We start from the raw sequence: 16,919 nt of genomic DNA, 5'->3' as shown, positions 1-16,919 counted from the left end.
TTACAGATCTAGGGAAAGAGTACAGGTGTAAAAGTCGGCCGAGTCGTTCACTACCAGGGAGTGGCGCCCTACATACATCACTTCCAGCCGCTTGCGGGTATTGGCCAGACCAATACCCGTCGTTTTCTCTTTTGGGCCGTGTCGCTTCTTATTGTGGGTATAGAACAACAGTCTGTTGTCCGTCATTTGCAACTGAATGATGAGTGGGTGGTCTGCATCGAACAGTTCCCCGTGCTTGAAGCAGTTCTCAACAAACGTAATGAGAACCAATGGCAAAATCATCAGATAATATAGACTTCCCTCTATTTTAAATTGAACCTGCAACCGGTTTCCGAAGCGGAGTTGATTGATTTCTATGTAATTCTGCAGATGGTACACTTCCTCTTCCAGCATTACTTTACCACTCTCCTCTGGCTCTTTCAGCGCGTAGCGCATAATGCTGGAAAGGAGCAGAATGCTCTTGGCCGCGCTTTCAGACAGCGGATACACCTGCGCATAGAGGAAGTTTAGGGCATTGAACAGGAAGTGAGGGTTGATCTGGCTTTTGAGGAAAGCCACCTCCGCTTCCAGTAAGTTGCGTTCAGCGATGCGTAATTGGGCTTCCTGCTTGCGGCGTTGCTTTTCGTGCATGACCGCATTGCGGGCAAACCAGTAGCCAAAACTGAGCATGAGAAAGTAAATTCCTCGCGACACCGTTTGCGCCCAGAATAACTTGGCTGAGCTAACGGGCCGGAGCATATGCTGGCCTAGTTCGGGCAGCAAGTACATATTGAGTCCACCCCGCAGTGCTACGTAAGCTGCAAAAATGGCTAGCAGAGCCACTACGAACAGTAGGTAATTGCGCTTCCTGGCCAACCAAGGCAGTAGCAGCTCTGCGTTGGCATAAAAGAGCAGCGCATAGATAACGAAGTTGAGTAGTGTCTCCCAATAGTTAAGAGCACCAACATTAAGCAAGATCAGCAGAGAAGATTCGTAGAATATGTAAACCAGCCAGACGGCCAAATGCGTAGCAACAATTTTTACATTAAAAGTTACTATTTTCATATATCAACCTTGAGCATTGGAAGAGCAATATATAGAAAGGGGACAACCAAACCCAGTGTATTGCTATCCCAACGCCGGACAATTGCTTATTCTACCAGCGCGCAACCATTGGTAACACTGATAGGGGCTACGCCTTAGAATTCATCTGAGGCGACCGGAGGACTGCTGCAACCAATGCCATGACCAGCCGAGGTACTCATCCAAACTGGTCCCTAATCAGTTGCCTGTTGCTATCACTCCGGCACCATTTGTCCTCGACCGTTCCTGCTGAAGCGCATTTCTCCGACTCCGTGAAGGGTGCCCCCGCGGCCAAACTACGCTTTCGCCGGATTAGTCCCGCGAAAAGCCCGGTTGGTGTAACAGTTTTCCTAGCCTCTGCCGGCTCGCCTAAGTTTGTTTCAGTCATCCACCAACACACTCTCACTCTCTTACTACCGCCACATGAAAACTGCTACCACATCCTCCAAGCTTAGCCTGCAGAAGAAAGTTATTACCCGCTTCACCCAGGTGCAGCCTGGTTCAGCCCCCAGCGTCGGCACTCTCGACACGTGGACTTCCATCCTATCGAGCTTCTAGAGCCGACTTTGCGACATGCCCATTCGAGCCATTACCTGTTCTCGTGATTTACTTTATTCCATGAATCATTAACCCCTGACCTTCTGGGCTTTTTCACAAAAGCTCAGAAGGTCAGGATATTTATATTATCCCATGCTAAGCAATTTATTTACATCAGTCTATTCGCACTACAGTACCATCATGAAAGAAGGTGACAGCTTATTCAGTAATCCCGTGTACAATTTTCTACTTTTTAAAAAGACGGGGCAGGTTTCTCATTTAGCTAAAGCCATAGAGGTCGTAAACCAGACAGCAATTGCACCTATCTTGTCGCCTTCGTGTTCAATAAAAATAACGTGGCTACACCATCAGGTTTCCCTTTACACCAATCCTAATAATAACAATAATTTATCCGCACATAAATTAGATAGCTATCTTTACTGCTTAATAAATTCAGATATCATCCATGTAAATGAAATTAACAACGCCATATCACATATACTATATTATAGCAAACATTTCGACTTAGCAAGCTATGAAGGTATTTTAACTAAGCAAATACATACGATATATTCACAAAGCAAAAGATCTATTTTTACAAAAAACACAAAATCTACAATTCGCCTTTATAAAAACGGAGGACTGCTGCTCGAATTAGATTTACTAATCAACTTGCATGCTAAAGGTATTGCCCCGCAGCTTATCCAGGAAATACTACACAATGAGCTCAAGTTCCTTATTTCAACCCGACGGGAGACTGATTTTTCCAAAGGTCAATACGCTATTTTTCCTGACCTTGTCTTCAACGACGGATCAGGGCATTCATATTCCAACAAGCTAAGTTGGGCCAGTGGCGTTGATTTGCCAATTGCCCTGTTGCTGTATCAGGCTGAACTGCTTTTCCATGATTCGGAATTAGGCAGAATTGCAGATTTGGTAGGACTAAATACTACTCTTCGGACTGACAGCAGCAGTAGCGGATTACAAAATGCCTATTTTCAGGAGGGTAGCGCTGGCGTTGCCTACCTCTATTACAAGCTGTACCGCTTAACCAAAAACCCAGCCTACGAGAAAAGCTTCCGCTTCTGGCAACACCATCTCCAGAAGCAAATTATGCACGAAGAGGCTATAGCACTATTGCCAGGACAGCGCCCAGAACTACTCTCTGAGTTCTGGGAGGCTAAAGCTCTTCTACATCTCCTACCGCAGCAGAATATAAGTATTTCGGCTGACTACCTAGACATATCAGCAGTTGAATTGTAATATAAAACAACACCCTGTATAATGGCTTTATGCAAAGGCATTTGGTTTACACCAGATGCCTTTTTTATTGTTCTATTAATTATTTTTTTATCAAATGCATTTGATAGTATCAACACCCTTTTCACACCTATAATTAGCCAGTTGGTGTAAAATATTTCACTATCCTATCACATACATCGACATTTATATCAGAAAACAGGCCGCAACCTGATTCGTGCACCAGCCATCCAAATAACTACCACCATTCATCTTCCTTGCCATGATTACGACTGTAGGCAACCGCAGCATCACGTTGAATGATTTCTACCAGATTTTATTTAAAGATGACGATATAGCAATCAGCGAATCAGCTATGATTCGTGTAAATGACTGTTTCTCTTTTCTGGTTGATTTTGCCAAAGATAAGTTAATTTATGGTATCAACACGGGGTTCGGGCCGATGGCTCAGTACCGAATAGATGAAACAGAGCAAGCCCAGCTGCAATACAACCTGATCCGGAGCCACTGCGCAGGCCAGGGCAAAGCAGTAGACACCATTTTCGTTAAGGCCCTCATGATTGCCCGCCTTAATACGTTTTTGCAGGGTAAATCAGGTGTTCATCCCGAAGTAGTATTACTATTGCAGGAGTTCATCAACCGCGACATTTTCCCTGTCATCTTCGAGCACGGTAGCGTGGGTGCCAGCGGCGACCTGGTGCAACTGGCCCACTTGGCCCTCGGTCTTATTGGGGAAGGTAAGGTCTGGCACGAGGGCCGGCAGACCCCCACGGCCGAGGTGCTGGCGGCGTATGGCCTGGCCCCGCTGAGCGTGCACTTGCGGGAAGGCTTGGCCTTGATGAACGGTACCTCCGCCATGACGGGAATAGGAGTGGTGAACCTTATCCATAGCCGCAACCTGCTCAACTGGGGCTTGGTGGCGTCCAGCCTGCTCTCGGAAATTGTGGAATCCTATGACGACCACTACTCAGCCCCGCTGAATGAGGCCAAGCACCATCCCGGTCAGCAGCACGTAGCCGCCCAAATGCGGGCTGTGCTTCAGGACAGTGCCTTGGTGCGCAAGCGCCACGAGCACCTCTACGATAAGAAGGTAACGGCCGACGTGCTGGAAGATAAAGTGCAGGAGTTCTATTCCATTCGCTGCGTGCCCCAGATTCTGGGACCAGTGCACGATACCATCACGAATGCCACCGCGGTGGTAATGCACGAGATTAACTCGGTGAGTGACAACCCAATCATTGACCAGGAGAAGGGCAGCGTATACCACGGCGGAAACTTCCACGGCGACTACGTTTCGCTGGAGATGGACAAGCTCAAAATTGCCATTACCAAGCTCTCCATGCTGGCTGAGCGCCAGCTCAACTTTCTGCTCAATAACAAGCTCAACCAGAAGCTACCGCCCTTCGTGAACCTCGGTCGACTGGGCTTCAACCTCGGCATGCAGGGGGCCCAGTTTGTGGCGACCTCCACGGTGGCGGAGAACCAGACGTTCTCGTTCCCGATGTACGTGCACAGCATTCCCAACAACAACGACAACCAGGACCTGGTGAGCATGGGCACGAATTCGGCCCAGATTACGAGCAAGGTTATCGAGAATACTTACCAGGTGCTGGCCGTTCAGCTGCTGACCACCATCCAGGCCGTGGACTACCTGGGCTTCGAGAACCGGCTTTCGTCGGTGGCGCGGGGCGTGTACCAGCAGTTGCGGGCTCTGGTGCCCGTCTTTACGGAGGACACCGTGATGGCCGAAAAGATTCTGGTCATCAAGGAGTACCTCCAACACGAGCATATCCAATTACCCACACCCGACGTGACCGAATCCAAGGTGGCCGTGCCGGAGCAAGTATCCGAACTGGTTGCCTGACCCCGGCGCCTTAGTTGGCCGCGCCGACGACGCTTTTACCTTTTAGTGCAACCAAGAGTATGAAGTATGCATTCGTGACGGGTGGCTCCCGGGGCATTGGCCGCGCCATTTGCCTGAAGCTGGCCGAGCAGGGCTACCACCTCGTCATCAACTACGTGGCCAACCAGGCTGCCGCTGAGCAAGTTCAGGATCTGGTGCGGGCCCAGGGCATGGAAGCCGAACTGCTGCGCTTCGACGTGGGCAATAGCCAGGAAGTGGAACAGGTTCTGGGCACCTGGCTCGCCGACAACCCCGACAAGCGTGTAGAAGTGCTGGTCAACAACGCCGGTATTCGTCATGATGGCCTGCTGATGCTCATGACCAACGAGGAGTGGCAACAGGTGATGGACGCCAGCGCGGGCGGCTTTTTCAACGTGACGCGCCTGCTGATCCGCAACATGATCCGGCAGAAATCCGGGCGGGTCATCAACATGGTATCCCTATCGGGGCTGAAGGGGCAACTGGGCCAGACGAACTACTCGGCCGCGAAGGCGGCAGTTATCGGGGCAACCAAGGCGCTGGCTCAGGAAGTTGGTCGGCGGGGGATTACGGTTAATGCCGTAGCCCCGGGGCTGATCCGCACTGAAATGCTTCAGGGCCTGCGGGAAGAGGATTATCTGCCGCTTATTCCGATGCACCGCTTTGGGGAACCAGAGGAAGTAGCCAACCTAGTAGGCTTCCTGGCTTCGGGGCAAGCGGCTTATATCAGCGGACAGGTTATTTCCATCAATGGAGCTCAGTACTAACCCAAGCTATGCTGCAGATTATCAGAGAAGTAACCGTCCGTTTTTGTGAGGTTGATGCCATGCACATCGTCTGGCACGGGCACTATATAAAGTACCTGGAAGACGGCCGGGAAGAATTTGCTCGCCAGTACGGCCTGGGCTACCATCTGCTGGAGAAAGCCGGCTACGGCATTCCGCTCGTGAAGCTGGACATCGACTATAGACGGGCGGCCCGCTATGGGGATACGCTCACGGTGGAAACCCGCTTCGTGCCCAGCGCCACGCCGCGTATCTGCTTCGAGTACTGCATCCGCCACGCTGAAACCCGGCAGGTAGTGTGCACGGCCCGGACTACCCAGGTTTTTACCGATGCTCACCTGCAACTGCAGCTTCTGGCGCCCCCGTGTTTCACGGAGTGGCAGCAACGCTGGCTACCATCCCCCGCCCTACTCGCATGAAAAAGATCTTCTCCATGGCCAGCAGTTGCATCACGCCCCTGGGCTTCGGCACCGCGGCTACCTTTCAAGCGGTACAGGCCGGGCAGTCGGCCCTGCGCCCCCATTGGTTTGACTTCTCCGATGAAAGCTTCTGCGCCGCCACGATTGACGAAACTCCGCTAACGACCCACTTCACGGCCCTGGGTTACGCGGCGCACCAGTACAGCAAGCTGGAACAAATGAGCATTATGGCTTTGCGGGATGTGCAGGCCCAGTTTTCGGAACCCCTGACCGGTCCGGATACGCTGCTGGTGTACTGCTCCACGAAGGGCAACATTGCCCATTTGGCCAGCGGTACTGAGCAGCCGGTAGCCCCCGCCCTCTACCTGAGCCACCTGGCCCGCACCGTGGCCCGGGCCTGCGGCTTCGCTCATACCCCGCTGGTGTTGTCCAACGCCTGCATTTCCAGTCTGCAGGGCGTACTGGTGGCGAAACGACTGCTCAGCACCGGCCTCTACCGCCACGTAGTGGTAGTGGGCGCCGATGAGGTATCCAAGTTTACGCTCTCAGGCTTCCACTGCTTCAACGCGCTCAGCCGCCAGCCCTGCCTGCCCTTCGACGCGGCCCGTACCGGCATCAACCTCGGCGACGCCGCGGTAGCCCTGGTGCTGACCACGGCCCCCGCCACCAGCGCCGAAGCGGTGGAAGTGGTAGCCGGTTCCAGCACCAACGACGCCCACCATATCTCGGCACCATCGCGCACCGGAGAAGGTCTGTACCAAGCCATTACCCGCACGCTCCGACAGGCCGACGACGACACCGTTGACTTCATTGGGGCCCACGGCACGGCCACCCGCTACAACGACGAGATGGAGGCCCAGGCCTTCCACCGGGCCGGCTTGCAGGAGGTGCCGCTGCACAGTCTCAAGGGCTACTTCGGCCATACTCTGGGCGCGGCCGGGCTGCTGGAAGCCGTGATGGGCATTGAGTCGATGCGGCACCAGGAGCTGATTGTATCAAAGGGATACGAAACGTGCGGCACTACCCTGCCCGTGCGCCCGGTGCTGCAACGCGGCCCGGCCCGGTTGCGCCGCTTTCTGAAGACTTCCTCCGGCTTTGGGGGCTGCAACGCGGCCGTTCTTTTCGCCACAACTGCCTGACCTATGGAAACGAGCATTACCGCCACCTGCGCTATTCGCGGCCGGCAGATTTTCCTCAACGGAACCCTCCTATTCGAGGCTCCCGAAGACACGGCCGCCGACCTCTCCGACTTCCTCATTGCCGGCTACCGGCACTTCGGGGTGAGCTACCCCAAGTTCTTCAAGATGGATGTGCTCAGCAAGCTCGCCTTTCTGACGGCTGAGCTGCTGCTGCCCAAGGCGGGACTACAAGACCGACTCCGCCCCGCCGATATCGGGGTAGTGCTCACTAACCGCTCCTCCAGCCTGCTTACCGACGTGGTACATCAGCAAAGCATTGCGGAGCCGGCCAGCCACTTCCCGAGCCCGGCGGTGTTCGTGTACACCTTGCCCAACATTGCCATCGGCGAAATCAGCATCCGCCACCAGCTTACGGGCGAAAACAGCCTGTTCGTGACCGAGTCCTTCGAGCCGGCCATGCTGGTGCCCTACGTGAGCCAGCTGCTGGCCGAGAAAAGCTGCCAGGCCTGCCTGTGCGGATGGCTGGAAGCAGGCCTCACGGGGCACGAAGCCTTCTTCTACCTAGTCGAAAACCACGCTTCTCCCGCGCCAACTCCCCGTCCGCATCGGGTGCCCGACGTGGAGTTGCTCTATTCCCAACCGCATTATTCCTAATTCATTTTCACCTTTTTCCCCACTACCATGTCAACGCTCATCGAACAACTCAAAGGCCAGATAATTCAGGAACTGAATCTGGTAGATCTGCAACCCGCTGACATCAACCCCGACGCTCCCCTGTTCGACTACGACGGGCTGGGCCTAGACTCCATCGACGCGCTGGAGCTCACTGTCATTCTAAGCAAGTATTACGGCATCAAAGTCACTGATCCGGCCCAGATGAAGAAAGCCTTCTTCTCGCTGGCTACGCTGGCCGAATTCATTGCCGAGCACCAGTCGGCTCCGGTAGCCGCCTAAGGACAGCCGGCCCGGGCTTGGGCCCGGGCCGCCTCCAGACTATGATTGAGCTGTGGTATACTCCTTTCGGGCTGGCGGCCCTGCCGCCGATGGTACTGGCCGGGTACCTGGCCCGGCTGCCACCCGCCTGGCAACAACGGGTGCTGGCCTGCCGCCGACCCGCCCGCCAGCAGGCTACGCTATTCGGGGCACTACTGCTCCAGCACGCCCTGAGCGCCCAGGCGGAGCCGCAGCTACTCGAGCATGTGCAGCGCACGCCCGATAACCGACCTTACCTGCCTGGCTCCGAAATCGATTTTAACCTGGCCCACTCGGGTGGCTACGTGGCGTGCGCACTAAGCACCACCTGCCGCGTTGGCCTTGACATGGAGTACCGGGCACCCAAAAGTATTCGCGCGTTTCGCCCGCATTTCCGCTCCGCAGAATGGGCGGCCATAATGGCTCCCAGAACCGACACGCTGCAGCAATTTTACAACCTCTGGACCCAGAAGGAAGCCGTGGCCAAGGCCGATGGCCGGGGCCTGAACATTCCACTGCGCGAGATTCAGATTCAACACCGGCAGGCCCTGCTGGCCGGCACGCATTGGCACGTGCGGGAAGTATGGTTGCCAGAGGCCGCGGCCTATACCCTGCATGTGGCCTCCAGCCAACCCGAAGCCCTGACCCCACTCCGCCAAGTCAGCTTCCCGATCCTGTCTTCCAACCCAACCGACCACTATCCACTCATCAGCTACCGAAGCGCATGATTAACGTGTATGTAACGGGTATCGGAATGATATCCGCGCTGGGACCCGATGTGGCCACCGCGCTCAATACGCTGCAACAGAGCCGATCCGGCCTGGGCCCAATTCACCATGTTACCACCCGGTTGCAAGGACGTTACGTGGCCGGAGAGGTCAGCTTCTCAGACAACGAGTTGGCTATGCTGGCGGCTCTGCCCGATGCCGAACTGACCCGCACGACGCTGCTTGGCTATCTGGCGGCCCGCGAAGCCTGGCAGCACGCCGGCCTCGGTCCTGCCGATACTGCGCGGACGGGGCTGATATCGGCTTCAACGGTTGGCGGTACGGGACACGCGGAGCATTTCTATCAGGATTTTTTGGAAGCGCGAGTCACGCCGGCTTTCATCGACACCTACGACAACGCTGACAGCACGGAATTCATCAGCCGTCGGCTCGGAATCCGCGACTTGGTGACCACCGTGAATACGGCCTGTGCTTCCTCGGCTAATGCCATTGTATTGGGCGCCCGCCTGATTCAGCAAGGCGTGCTGGACCGGGTAGTGGTAGGAGGAACCGACGCGCTGGCTCGGTTCACGCTCAATGGCTTCAATTCCCTGCTGCTGCTCGACCCCGAACCCTGCAAACCCTTTGACGCCAACCGTAAAGGCATTAATCTGGGCGAAGGGGCCGCCTATCTGGTGCTGGAAGCAGAAGCCACTGCCCGTCAGCGGAAAGCCCCGCTCCGGGCCCGGCTCAGCGGGTACGGTCTCACCAACGACGCCCACCACCAGACCGCGTCCTCGCCCACCGGCTATGGATTGCAACTGGCCATGCACCAAGCCCTGCGCCGGGCGGCACTGCCCCCGGAGGCCATCGGCTACCTCAACGCTCACGGCACGGGCACGGCCAACAACGACCTTACGGAAGGCCAGGCCATCCGGGCCGTTTTCCCCGATCAGGCTCCGCCTTTCAGCTCCACCAAGCCCTTCACCGGACACGCACTGGGAGCAGCCGGTGGCATCGAAGCGGTACTGTCGGTACTGGCTCTCAACCAGGGGCTGATCTGGCCCAGTCTGAATTTTGCGGAGCCCATACCTGACCACGGGCTGGTTCCGGTGCGCACCCTTCGGACAGTCCCCAACCTGCACCACGTGCTGTCGACTTCTGCCGCCATGGGCGGATCCTGCTGCGCCCTGCTTTTCTCTCAGCCCTAAACCCTTAGCTGCCTTTGTCATGCGCGCCTACATCAACAGCATCCACAGCATTAATCCGTATGTCCCTACCGAGCCGGTCCGAGTCGGCCCGCTCACGGCCCCCGACCCGGCCTATGCCGATGTACTGAGTGCGGGCGAGCTGCGCCGGACTCCACGTCTGGTAAAAATGGGGCTTTACGCGGCCACGCACTGCCTCACCGATGCCGGGCTCAGCCAGGTAGACGCCATTACCGTAGGCTCCGGCCTGGGCAGCTTTGACGGATTTGAAAAGTTTGAAACCTCCCTGCTGGAGCACGCCGAGGAAACCATTCCCCCCACGCCCTTCATCCAGTCGCTCGATAATGCGGTGGCTGGTCAGTTGGCTCTCCGACTGCAGTGCTACGGGTATAACATGACCTACACCCACCGGGGGTTTTCCTTTGAAACAGCGTTGCTCGATGGCCTACTGCTACTCAACGAGCCTGATAGCGCCATCACTAACGTGCTGGTAGGCGGCCTCGACGAAAGTACCTCCACATATACCAACCTGCTTGAGCAGGCCGGCCACGTGAAAGCGCCTGCCCAGGCTGGTCCCGTGGAACGCAGTACCACATCCGGCGTGCAGCCCGGCGAAGGAGCCACCTTCCTGGTGCTTTCCGCCAACCGCCAGCCCGGCACTCTGGCTACGGTGCGAGCCGTGCGCACGTTGTTCAACCCGCGCACCGATTGGGAAGTAACCCAAGCCATAACCGACTTGCTGCAGCAACAGCAACTCAGTCCCGCCGAGTTAGATCTGGTGCTGGTCGGACAATCCGGGGATGCCGCTGCGGACCAGAAGCTGCGGGCCGCCGACGCCTTCCTACCGGTTACGCCCCGGGAGTACTTCAAAAACTACTGTGGCGAGTACCACACGGCCACTGCTTTTGCCGTGTGGCTAGGCGTCAGGCGCCTGAATGAGACTGCCGCTAGCGCCAGTGCACCCACGCCTACTACCTGCCTGATCATTAACCACTACCGTGATGTCAACTACAGCTTCATCCTCCTCGATCGGGACTGAGCCAACCAGCCGGCGTTCCGCACAGGCCCGACCGATGACGACCCGCCCGCTAGTTGGCCCTGATCAGGTGGCGGCCTATATCCCGCAGCAAGCTCCGTTTGCCCTCATCGATACCCTTTACCATTGCCAGCCCGATGAAGCCTGGGCCAGCCTGTGGGTGCACCCCGAGCACCTGATGGTGCAGGACGGCTACCTTAGTGAGGGGGGCATTCTGGAGAGCATGGCTCAGGCAGTAGCCCTCAAAGCCGGCTACGAAGCCCGCCAACAAGATGCTGCTCCGCGCATCGGTTTTATTGCGGCCCTCAAGCAGGCGCACATCTACCAGATGGTGCCGGTGAATCATACCCTGATTACACACGTGGAAATATTGCTCCGCGCCCCGGACATGCTGGTCGTTCGCACCACCAGCCGCTACCACGAGATACTGGTAGCCCACTGTGAGATGCGCCTGTTTCTGGAGCCCGAGCCCGAATATGTTACCCTCGCCCTAATTCCGACCTGCCATGCAACGCACTGACTACCTTCTGCTGGGCACTTTCTTCACGCTTGATTCCCAGGTGCAGGAACTCGATCAGCTCCATCTGCAAGTCCGCCTAAACTCCCGTCACGCATTGTATGAGGGACATTTTCCGAGCCGCCCGGTTGTGCCAGGGGTTTGTGTGCTGGGCATGGTAAAGGACGTACTACAGCATCACCTGTCCCAGCGGCTACTGTTAAGGACCTGCACCAGCGGTAAATTTCTCCGCCCCATCGACCCCTTTACAATGGCCACCCTGGACCTGACGGTTCAGTACACCCCCCGCAACCTGCTCCTCGATTTTGTAGCCAGCATTCAGCATGAGCGCCACGTGCTCTGTCGGGTAATGGGCTGCTTTCAGCCCTACGCTACCTAAAAGGCCGTTCCGCTTCCTTTTTCGAAACGGTATTTACCCGGGACATCACCTAATACCCTAACGCTGCGCGCCCTGCCGGGTAGCGCATGCTCTCCTACCTCTGCTAATCAGGTCCATAAGCTGCCCGCAGACGGGCAGCATGGCCCGCCCTTGTCCAACCTCGCCACTTCTTCGCCTATCAGCCTCATGTCTATTCCAGCTATTGAATTTCAGTCCGCCGCGGCCATCAAAGCGTTTCAGGAAGGCAAGCTCCGGGAACTGCTCACGTACCTGGCGACGCACTCCCCGTTCTACCAACGTGCCTTCGCCCGGGCCAACATTCGGCCTGACGACATTCAACGACTGGATGATTTGGTTAGGCTACCGGTAACAACCAAGCACGACCTGCACCAGCATTCTGAAGATTTCCTGTGCGTGGATCCCCGGCACATTGCTGATTATGTGTGTACCTCCGGGACCCTGGGGCAGCCCGTTACGTTCGGGCTCACCGATCATGACCTGGACCGCCTGGCTTACAATGAATTTCTCTCCTTGGGCTGCGCCGGTGGCGGCCCGGGTGAGCTCTACCAACTCACCACCACACTCGATAAGCGCTTCATGGCGGGACTGGCCTACTTTCTGGGGGCTCGCCGCCTGGGGGCAGGAATTATTCGGGTAGGCAGCGGAGTACCTGAAATGCAGTGGGACACCATTCAGCGCCTGCACCCAACGGCTATTATTGCGGTACCGAGCTTTATTCTCAAGCTGCTGGAATACGCCGATGAGCACCAGATTGATTACGCCTCCAGCAGTGTACGCCGGGTAATCTGCATCGGCGAGAACATTCGCAACCCCGACTTCTCTCTCAACACTCTCGGCCAGCGCATCCGCTCCAAGTGGAATGTGGCCCTACATTCCACTTATGCCTCCACCGAAATGGGCACATCGTTCACCGAATGTGAGGCGGGTCAGGGAGGCCACCATCATCCGGAACTGCTTATCGTGGAAGTGCTCGATGCCCGCAACCAGCCCGTGCCGGAAGGGGAGGTGGGCGAGCTGACGATTACAACGCTGGGCGTGGAAGGCATGCCGCTGCTACGGTTCAAAACCGGCGACATGTGCGCAGCTCACTCTGCAGCCTGCTCCTGCGGACGTTCCACGCTGCGCCTAAGCCCAATTGTGGGCCGCCGGCAACACCTAGTAAAGTACAAGGGCACCACACTCTATCCTCAGCTCATTCACGATGCCCTCCATGAGGTAGACTTCGTCAAAAACTTCCAGGTAGAGAGCTATACCAACTCCATCGGCACCGATGAGTTGCTGCTGCACATTGGCTGCCATGAGTTGTCAGACCACGCAAAAGGCCATCTGCGCGACCACCTGCGCGCCAAGCTGCGCATCGTGCCCTCCTTGGAATTTAAACCGGTAGCGGAAGTACACAGCCTTCTGTTCGCCGGCGACAGCCGCAAGCCGCGCACGTTCCTGGATCGACGAGCCGCTTGAATGCATGTTCTCCCGAACCAAGCCTGCCCGACCCGGATAAAAGTGATAAAAACACCCGCTTAATACCGAGAATCCGGGAGTTGGTGTAATAGATTATCTACCAGGAAAATATTTCTACAATTTTAAATCATCAAGCAAGGCAGCACACCGCTAGCCATCCCAAATCAGAATAAAAATATTATACAAAAACAAAATCTTCTGATAATAAAAAAGCCATCATAGCCATGAAAAATAATTTATTAATTATTAGCACGCTCGGCCTTATTACTATAGGAGCTGGAGTAGCTCATGGCCAAAGCAGTATCACTGGCATTGTAACCGATTATAACGCCAAACCCCTGGCCAACGTCCGCATTGCGCTGGACGGCAGCTACGATGGTACGGTGTCGGGGCCGGATGGCCGGTTTAGCTTTGAAACCGTCGAAGTAGGTCCTCGACTGCTTCTGTCCACGGCCGATGGCTTCCAGGATGTCATTCAGGAAATCAACATCCCTGATTCAACAGCAACGGTTCAGTGCCAGATTGTTTTTACGATAAAGGCGCTGGCGCTGGGCAAAGTAGTAGTGCTGGCGAAAAAGTTTGAGAACGATGATAAAAACAAGGTTCTAACGCTCAATTCGACCGAGATCCTGACCACCGCCATGGATGGCAACGTAGTTTCGGCGCTCAAAACACTGCCCGGAGCCCAGCAGGTAGGTGAAAGTAGCGGCCTGTTTGTGCGGGGCGGTACCGGTACCGAAAGCAAGATGTTCATGGATGGGCTGCTGGTCAATAACTTCACTTATAGCACCCCGGCCAACCAGGCCTCCCGGAGCCGCTTCGCGCCGGGCTTGTTCAAGGGGGCTTATTTCAGTAGTGGAGGATACTCCGCCCTCTATGGCCAAGCCCTGTCCTCGGCCCTGGTTCTGGACTCAGAAGACCTTCCGGCCAGCAGCAACGCGGACTTTGGCATCTCCCCGCTTTCTATTGAAGGAGGCATACAAATTCTTTCAAAAGACAAAAAAAATCTAACCGGAATTTTTACAAAGTACACCGATTTAGATTTGGTTTTTTCATTAATAAAACCTAATATTACTTTCACTAACGCACCCAAATATTTAGACGCAAATTTTTTTATAAAGAGAAAAATAAACGACAAAGGAATACTAAAATTATATAATAGTATAGGCCGGAGTAACTTATCCCTGGCCCAACCAAATACGGATTACGCTACCCTTCTTGACCAGGTCAGTCTTCGCAACACCAACCTCTACTCCAACCTGACTTACAGCCAGGGCCTAAGCAAGGGCTGGAAGTTTTACCTCGGAGCCGGCCTCAATTATAACTTGGACCGCTTCGGCCTGGCTCTGCGGCCCGATGGCACTAAGCACTCAGTGTACGACTCCCTGAGTTACGACAAGACCTCTTTGGTGCAACTACGCACTGTGCTTTCGAAGCGGGTGCTCAATAATGGCCGCCTGCAATGGGGTGCCGAGTTCATGCGCACCGTTGAAGGACTGCACTCGGACCGCACCAGTCTGGGAAGCAACCAGGACAGCTACGGGGCCGGGTTTGTGGAGCTTGAGTCCTCCATCACCGACAACTTATCAGGCCGCATAGGGGTGCGGGTAGAAAACAGTACTCTGCTCCACCAGCACAAGCTGGCACCACGCTCTTCGCTCAACTATACTTTCAGCAATAAGAGCCAGCTGCTGGCCTCCTACGGCACCTTCTACCAGAAACCGGAGAAATACTATTTACTGACCGATAATAGCCTGCAGTTCAGCCGGGCCGACCACTACATTCTTACCTATCAGAAACTCGACAACTACTATACTTTCCGAACGGAGCTGTACTACAAAAAGTACAACGGGCTCATCAGGACGCTGCCGCAGCTTTCCAACAGTGGCTATGGGTACGCTCAAGGCCTGGAGGTGTTCTGGCGCGACAAAAAGACCCTCAAGGGCATTGATTACTGGGTAAGCTATTCTTACCTCGATACGGAGCGCAATTACCTGGATTATCCTTTGGCAGCGCAACCAAGCTTTGCGGCCAGGCACACGCTCTCGGTGGTGGCCAAGCGCTTCTTCCCGGCCCAACGGATTAACCTGAGTGCTTCCTACGCTTTCGCCACTGGCCGGCCCTACTTTAACCCCAACCAGTCGACGGATGAGTTTATGGCCGACCGCACCATCAACTTCAACAACCTGGGCCTAAGTATCTGCTACCTGCCTAAAATCGGAAAGTCATTTTCAGTAATTGCTCTGACTTTCAGCAATATCCTCGGCAATCAGCAAGTATTCGGCTACACCTATTCCCGGCTCGACCCGCAACTGCGGACGCCTATTACGCCCACCAACAACCCGTTCGTTTTCCTGGGTCTGTTTATGAACTTCGGTGTCGACCGGACCAATGATGTGATTGATGGCCGTCTGTAAATCCTTTCCTGACCCCTTGTACACAACCTTCTTGCTCATGAAAAAGACCTTGCTATTCCTCGCCCTATGCACCAGCACGGCCAGCTATGCTCAATCAGCCAAATTTCAGAAGGCCATTGCCCAGAACTTAGCGAGCCTAGACACAGCCACTACGGAGAGCACCTATCAGAAGGCCGGTGCTGCCTTCGAGCGCATCGCCACCGCTGAGAAAACGCAGTGGCTACCCTATTACTACGCCAGCTACTGCGCCATCCGGGCCGTGCGGTTCGAGCAGGACCTGAATGCCATTGACACCAAGCTGGACCAAGCCGAACTTCTGACGCAGCAAGCCAATTCCCTGAGCCCTAACAATTCGGAAATCTATTGTCTGAACGCTCTGATTGCCTTCTTTCGGATCAATGTCGACTTCATGGCCCGGGGGCCGGAATACAGTGCCGTGGGCTACGCCGCTCTCCAGCGGGCCAAAGAGCTGAACCCTAATAATCCCCGCCCTTATCTGCTTATCGGCCAGAGTAAGTTTTCAACTCCAGAGCAGTTTGGGGGCGACAAGAAGCTTGCCTGCCAATATTTTGAGAAAGCCGCGGAGCTCTTCTCCAAAGCCCCGGAGTCTACCCTTGAACCCCACTGGGGCAAAGCGGATGCCCTCCGTGCCAACAGTAACTGCCAGGCCCAGGCGGCCGCCAAGTAACCACCCAAAACACGCAACTGCCTCTAACTGCAGAATACCATTTTACGGGGCCGCCGAAAACCGCTTAGAGTAGGCACATCCTTTCTTTTCCCTCTTTTCCCTTTTTCCATTATGCTGCACGAAACCACTACCCCCGCCATCGTTGCCCAGGACCAGCAGGAGCAGGAGCTCACCAACGGACTGTTCGTTCTTGAACTCGAAGAACGCCTCGAGATGGTGCAGGCTGCCGCCGCCGGTCCTGTTATCAGCTGCTGCCTCGACAGCGCCGCCTAAGCGCGCTGCCACCACTCGCCACACCACACACGGGGCCGCCGAAAACCGCTTAGAGTAGGCACATCCTTTCTTTTCCCTCTTTTCCCTTTTTCCATTATGCTGCACGAAACCACTACCCCCGCCATCGTTGCCCAGGACCAGCAGGAGCAGGAGCTC

At 55.5% G+C, this 16,919-nt stretch carries 18 protein-coding genes; 17 read left to right on the top strand and 1 reads right to left on the bottom strand.

Features of this window, described 5'->3' with window-relative positions; all coding sequences use genetic code 11:
* On the bottom strand, positions 1 to 1,044 hold the full coding sequence (locus KLP40_RS08215; RefSeq protein ID WP_215593295.1) for a sensor histidine kinase: 1,044 nt from the start codon (positions 1,042 to 1,044) through the stop codon (positions 1 to 3).
* A 441-nt stretch (positions 1,045 to 1,485) separates the two neighbouring features.
* Between KLP40_RS08215 and KLP40_RS21410 the strand changes: the two genes are divergently transcribed.
* From KLP40_RS21410 to KLP40_RS08140, 17 genes are all read left to right on the top strand, one after another.
* Positions 1,486 to 1,620, top strand: coding sequence for a hypothetical protein (locus KLP40_RS21410; protein ID WP_262898925.1), 135 nt, complete (start codon positions 1,486 to 1,488; stop codon positions 1,618 to 1,620).
* Positions 1,621 to 1,800: 180 nt separating this feature from the next.
* A complete protein-coding gene (locus tag KLP40_RS08210) occupies positions 1,801 to 2,862 on the top strand; it encodes a glycoside hydrolase family protein (protein ID WP_215593294.1) in 1,062 nt (353 codons plus the stop codon).
* A 259-nt stretch (positions 2,863 to 3,121) separates the two neighbouring features.
* On the top strand, positions 3,122 to 4,723 hold the full coding sequence (locus tag KLP40_RS08205) for an HAL/PAL/TAL family ammonia-lyase (protein ID WP_246558724.1): 1,602 nt from the start codon (positions 3,122 to 3,124) through the stop codon (positions 4,721 to 4,723).
* 59 nt (positions 4,724 to 4,782) lie between these two features.
* Positions 4,783 to 5,508, top strand: coding sequence for a 3-oxoacyl-ACP reductase FabG (gene fabG, locus KLP40_RS08200; RefSeq protein WP_215593293.1), 726 nt, complete (start codon positions 4,783 to 4,785; stop codon positions 5,506 to 5,508).
* 8 nt (positions 5,509 to 5,516) lie between these two features.
* Positions 5,517 to 5,945 carry an acyl-CoA thioesterase gene (locus tag KLP40_RS08195; protein WP_215593292.1) on the top strand — a complete coding sequence of 143 codons (429 nt, stop codon included), beginning with the start codon at positions 5,517 to 5,519 and terminating at the stop codon, positions 5,943 to 5,945.
* On the top strand, positions 5,942 to 7,084 hold the full coding sequence (locus tag KLP40_RS08190) for a beta-ketoacyl-[acyl-carrier-protein] synthase family protein (RefSeq protein ID WP_215593291.1): 1,143 nt from the start codon (positions 5,942 to 5,944) through the stop codon (positions 7,082 to 7,084). Before KLP40_RS08195 ends, KLP40_RS08190 begins: the two co-directional genes overlap by 4 nt.
* 3 nt (positions 7,085 to 7,087) lie before the next feature.
* Positions 7,088 to 7,738, top strand: a complete 651-nt coding sequence (locus KLP40_RS08185) for a beta-ketoacyl synthase N-terminal-like domain-containing protein (RefSeq protein WP_215593290.1) — start codon at positions 7,088 to 7,090, stop codon at positions 7,736 to 7,738.
* Between the two features lie 27 nt (positions 7,739 to 7,765).
* Positions 7,766 to 8,038 (top strand): phosphopantetheine-binding protein, encoded by a 273-nt coding sequence (locus KLP40_RS08180; RefSeq protein ID WP_215593289.1) that lies wholly within the window; start codon positions 7,766 to 7,768, stop codon positions 8,036 to 8,038.
* A gap of 41 nt (positions 8,039 to 8,079) precedes the next feature.
* Entirely contained in the window at positions 8,080 to 8,784 is a 705-nt protein-coding gene (locus KLP40_RS08175; protein ID WP_215593288.1) for a 4'-phosphopantetheinyl transferase family protein, read from the top strand.
* Entirely contained in the window at positions 8,781 to 9,974 is a 1,194-nt protein-coding gene (locus tag KLP40_RS08170) for a beta-ketoacyl-[acyl-carrier-protein] synthase family protein (protein WP_215593287.1), read from the top strand. The genes KLP40_RS08175 and KLP40_RS08170 overlap by 4 nt, the downstream gene beginning before the upstream one ends.
* 19 nt (positions 9,975 to 9,993) lie before the next feature.
* Entirely contained in the window at positions 9,994 to 11,010 is a 1,017-nt protein-coding gene (locus KLP40_RS08165; RefSeq protein ID WP_215593286.1) for a beta-ketoacyl synthase N-terminal-like domain-containing protein, read from the top strand.
* A 34-nt stretch (positions 11,011 to 11,044) separates the two neighbouring features.
* Entirely contained in the window at positions 11,045 to 11,527 is a 483-nt protein-coding gene (locus KLP40_RS08160) for a hypothetical protein (RefSeq protein WP_215593285.1), read from the top strand.
* A gap of 247 nt (positions 11,528 to 11,774) precedes the next feature.
* A complete protein-coding gene (locus KLP40_RS21405; protein ID WP_262898924.1) occupies positions 11,775 to 11,903 on the top strand; it encodes a hypothetical protein in 129 nt (42 codons plus the stop codon).
* Positions 11,904 to 12,089: 186 nt separating this feature from the next.
* Entirely contained in the window at positions 12,090 to 13,385 is a 1,296-nt protein-coding gene (locus KLP40_RS08155; protein WP_215593284.1) for a phenylacetate--CoA ligase family protein, read from the top strand.
* 224 nt (positions 13,386 to 13,609) lie between these two features.
* Positions 13,610 to 15,802, top strand: a complete 2,193-nt coding sequence (locus KLP40_RS08150) for a TonB-dependent receptor (RefSeq protein WP_215593283.1) — start codon at positions 13,610 to 13,612, stop codon at positions 15,800 to 15,802.
* Between the two features lie 37 nt (positions 15,803 to 15,839).
* Positions 15,840 to 16,490, top strand: coding sequence for a tetratricopeptide repeat protein (locus KLP40_RS08145; RefSeq protein WP_215593282.1), 651 nt, complete (start codon positions 15,840 to 15,842; stop codon positions 16,488 to 16,490).
* A 111-nt stretch (positions 16,491 to 16,601) separates the two neighbouring features.
* A complete protein-coding gene (locus tag KLP40_RS08140; protein WP_215593281.1) occupies positions 16,602 to 16,763 on the top strand; it encodes a hypothetical protein in 162 nt (53 codons plus the stop codon).
* Positions 16,764 to 16,919 lie beyond the last annotated feature (156 nt).

It is taken from the genome of Hymenobacter piscis (assembly GCF_018760735.1).
In the GTDB taxonomy this organism is placed as follows: Bacteria; Bacteroidota; Bacteroidia; order Cytophagales; family Hymenobacteraceae; genus Hymenobacter; species Hymenobacter piscis.
The sequence above is the reverse complement of the archived record's forward strand: the minus strand, read 5'-3'. Positions and strand labels throughout refer to the sequence as shown.

What these genes read in the sequence shown, in the direction of transcription:
- KLP40_RS08215 (WP_215593295.1), bottom strand. Translation starts at nt 1,044, where the DNA reads ATGAAAATAGTAACTTTTAATGTAAAAATTGTTGCTACGCATTTGGCC.
- KLP40_RS21410 (WP_262898925.1), top strand. Translation starts at nt 1,486, where the DNA reads ATGAAAACTGCTACCACATCCTCCAAGCTTAGCCTGCAGAAGAAAGTT.
- KLP40_RS08210 (WP_215593294.1), top strand. Translation starts at nt 1,801, where the DNA reads ATGAAAGAAGGTGACAGCTTATTCAGTAATCCCGTGTACAATTTTCTA.
- KLP40_RS08205 (WP_246558724.1), top strand. Translation starts at nt 3,122, where the DNA reads ATGATTACGACTGTAGGCAACCGCAGCATCACGTTGAATGATTTCTAC.
- fabG (WP_215593293.1), top strand. Translation starts at nt 4,783, where the DNA reads ATGAAGTATGCATTCGTGACGGGTGGCTCCCGGGGCATTGGCCGCGCC.
- KLP40_RS08195 (WP_215593292.1), top strand. Translation starts at nt 5,517, where the DNA reads ATGCTGCAGATTATCAGAGAAGTAACCGTCCGTTTTTGTGAGGTTGAT.
- KLP40_RS08190 (WP_215593291.1), top strand. Translation starts at nt 5,942, where the DNA reads ATGAAAAAGATCTTCTCCATGGCCAGCAGTTGCATCACGCCCCTGGGC.
- KLP40_RS08185 (WP_215593290.1), top strand. Translation starts at nt 7,088, where the DNA reads ATGGAAACGAGCATTACCGCCACCTGCGCTATTCGCGGCCGGCAGATT.
- KLP40_RS08180 (WP_215593289.1), top strand. Translation starts at nt 7,766, where the DNA reads ATGTCAACGCTCATCGAACAACTCAAAGGCCAGATAATTCAGGAACTG.
- KLP40_RS08175 (WP_215593288.1), top strand. Translation starts at nt 8,080, where the DNA reads ATGATTGAGCTGTGGTATACTCCTTTCGGGCTGGCGGCCCTGCCGCCG.
- KLP40_RS08170 (WP_215593287.1), top strand. Translation starts at nt 8,781, where the DNA reads ATGATTAACGTGTATGTAACGGGTATCGGAATGATATCCGCGCTGGGA.
- KLP40_RS08165 (WP_215593286.1), top strand. Translation starts at nt 9,994, where the DNA reads ATGCGCGCCTACATCAACAGCATCCACAGCATTAATCCGTATGTCCCT.
- KLP40_RS08160 (WP_215593285.1), top strand. Translation starts at nt 11,045, where the DNA reads ATGACGACCCGCCCGCTAGTTGGCCCTGATCAGGTGGCGGCCTATATC.
- KLP40_RS21405 (WP_262898924.1), top strand. Translation starts at nt 11,775, where the DNA reads ATGGCCACCCTGGACCTGACGGTTCAGTACACCCCCCGCAACCTGCTC.
- KLP40_RS08155 (WP_215593284.1), top strand. Translation starts at nt 12,090, where the DNA reads ATGTCTATTCCAGCTATTGAATTTCAGTCCGCCGCGGCCATCAAAGCG.
- KLP40_RS08150 (WP_215593283.1), top strand. Translation starts at nt 13,610, where the DNA reads ATGAAAAATAATTTATTAATTATTAGCACGCTCGGCCTTATTACTATA.
- KLP40_RS08145 (WP_215593282.1), top strand. Translation starts at nt 15,840, where the DNA reads ATGAAAAAGACCTTGCTATTCCTCGCCCTATGCACCAGCACGGCCAGC.
- KLP40_RS08140 (WP_215593281.1), top strand. Translation starts at nt 16,602, where the DNA reads ATGCTGCACGAAACCACTACCCCCGCCATCGTTGCCCAGGACCAGCAG.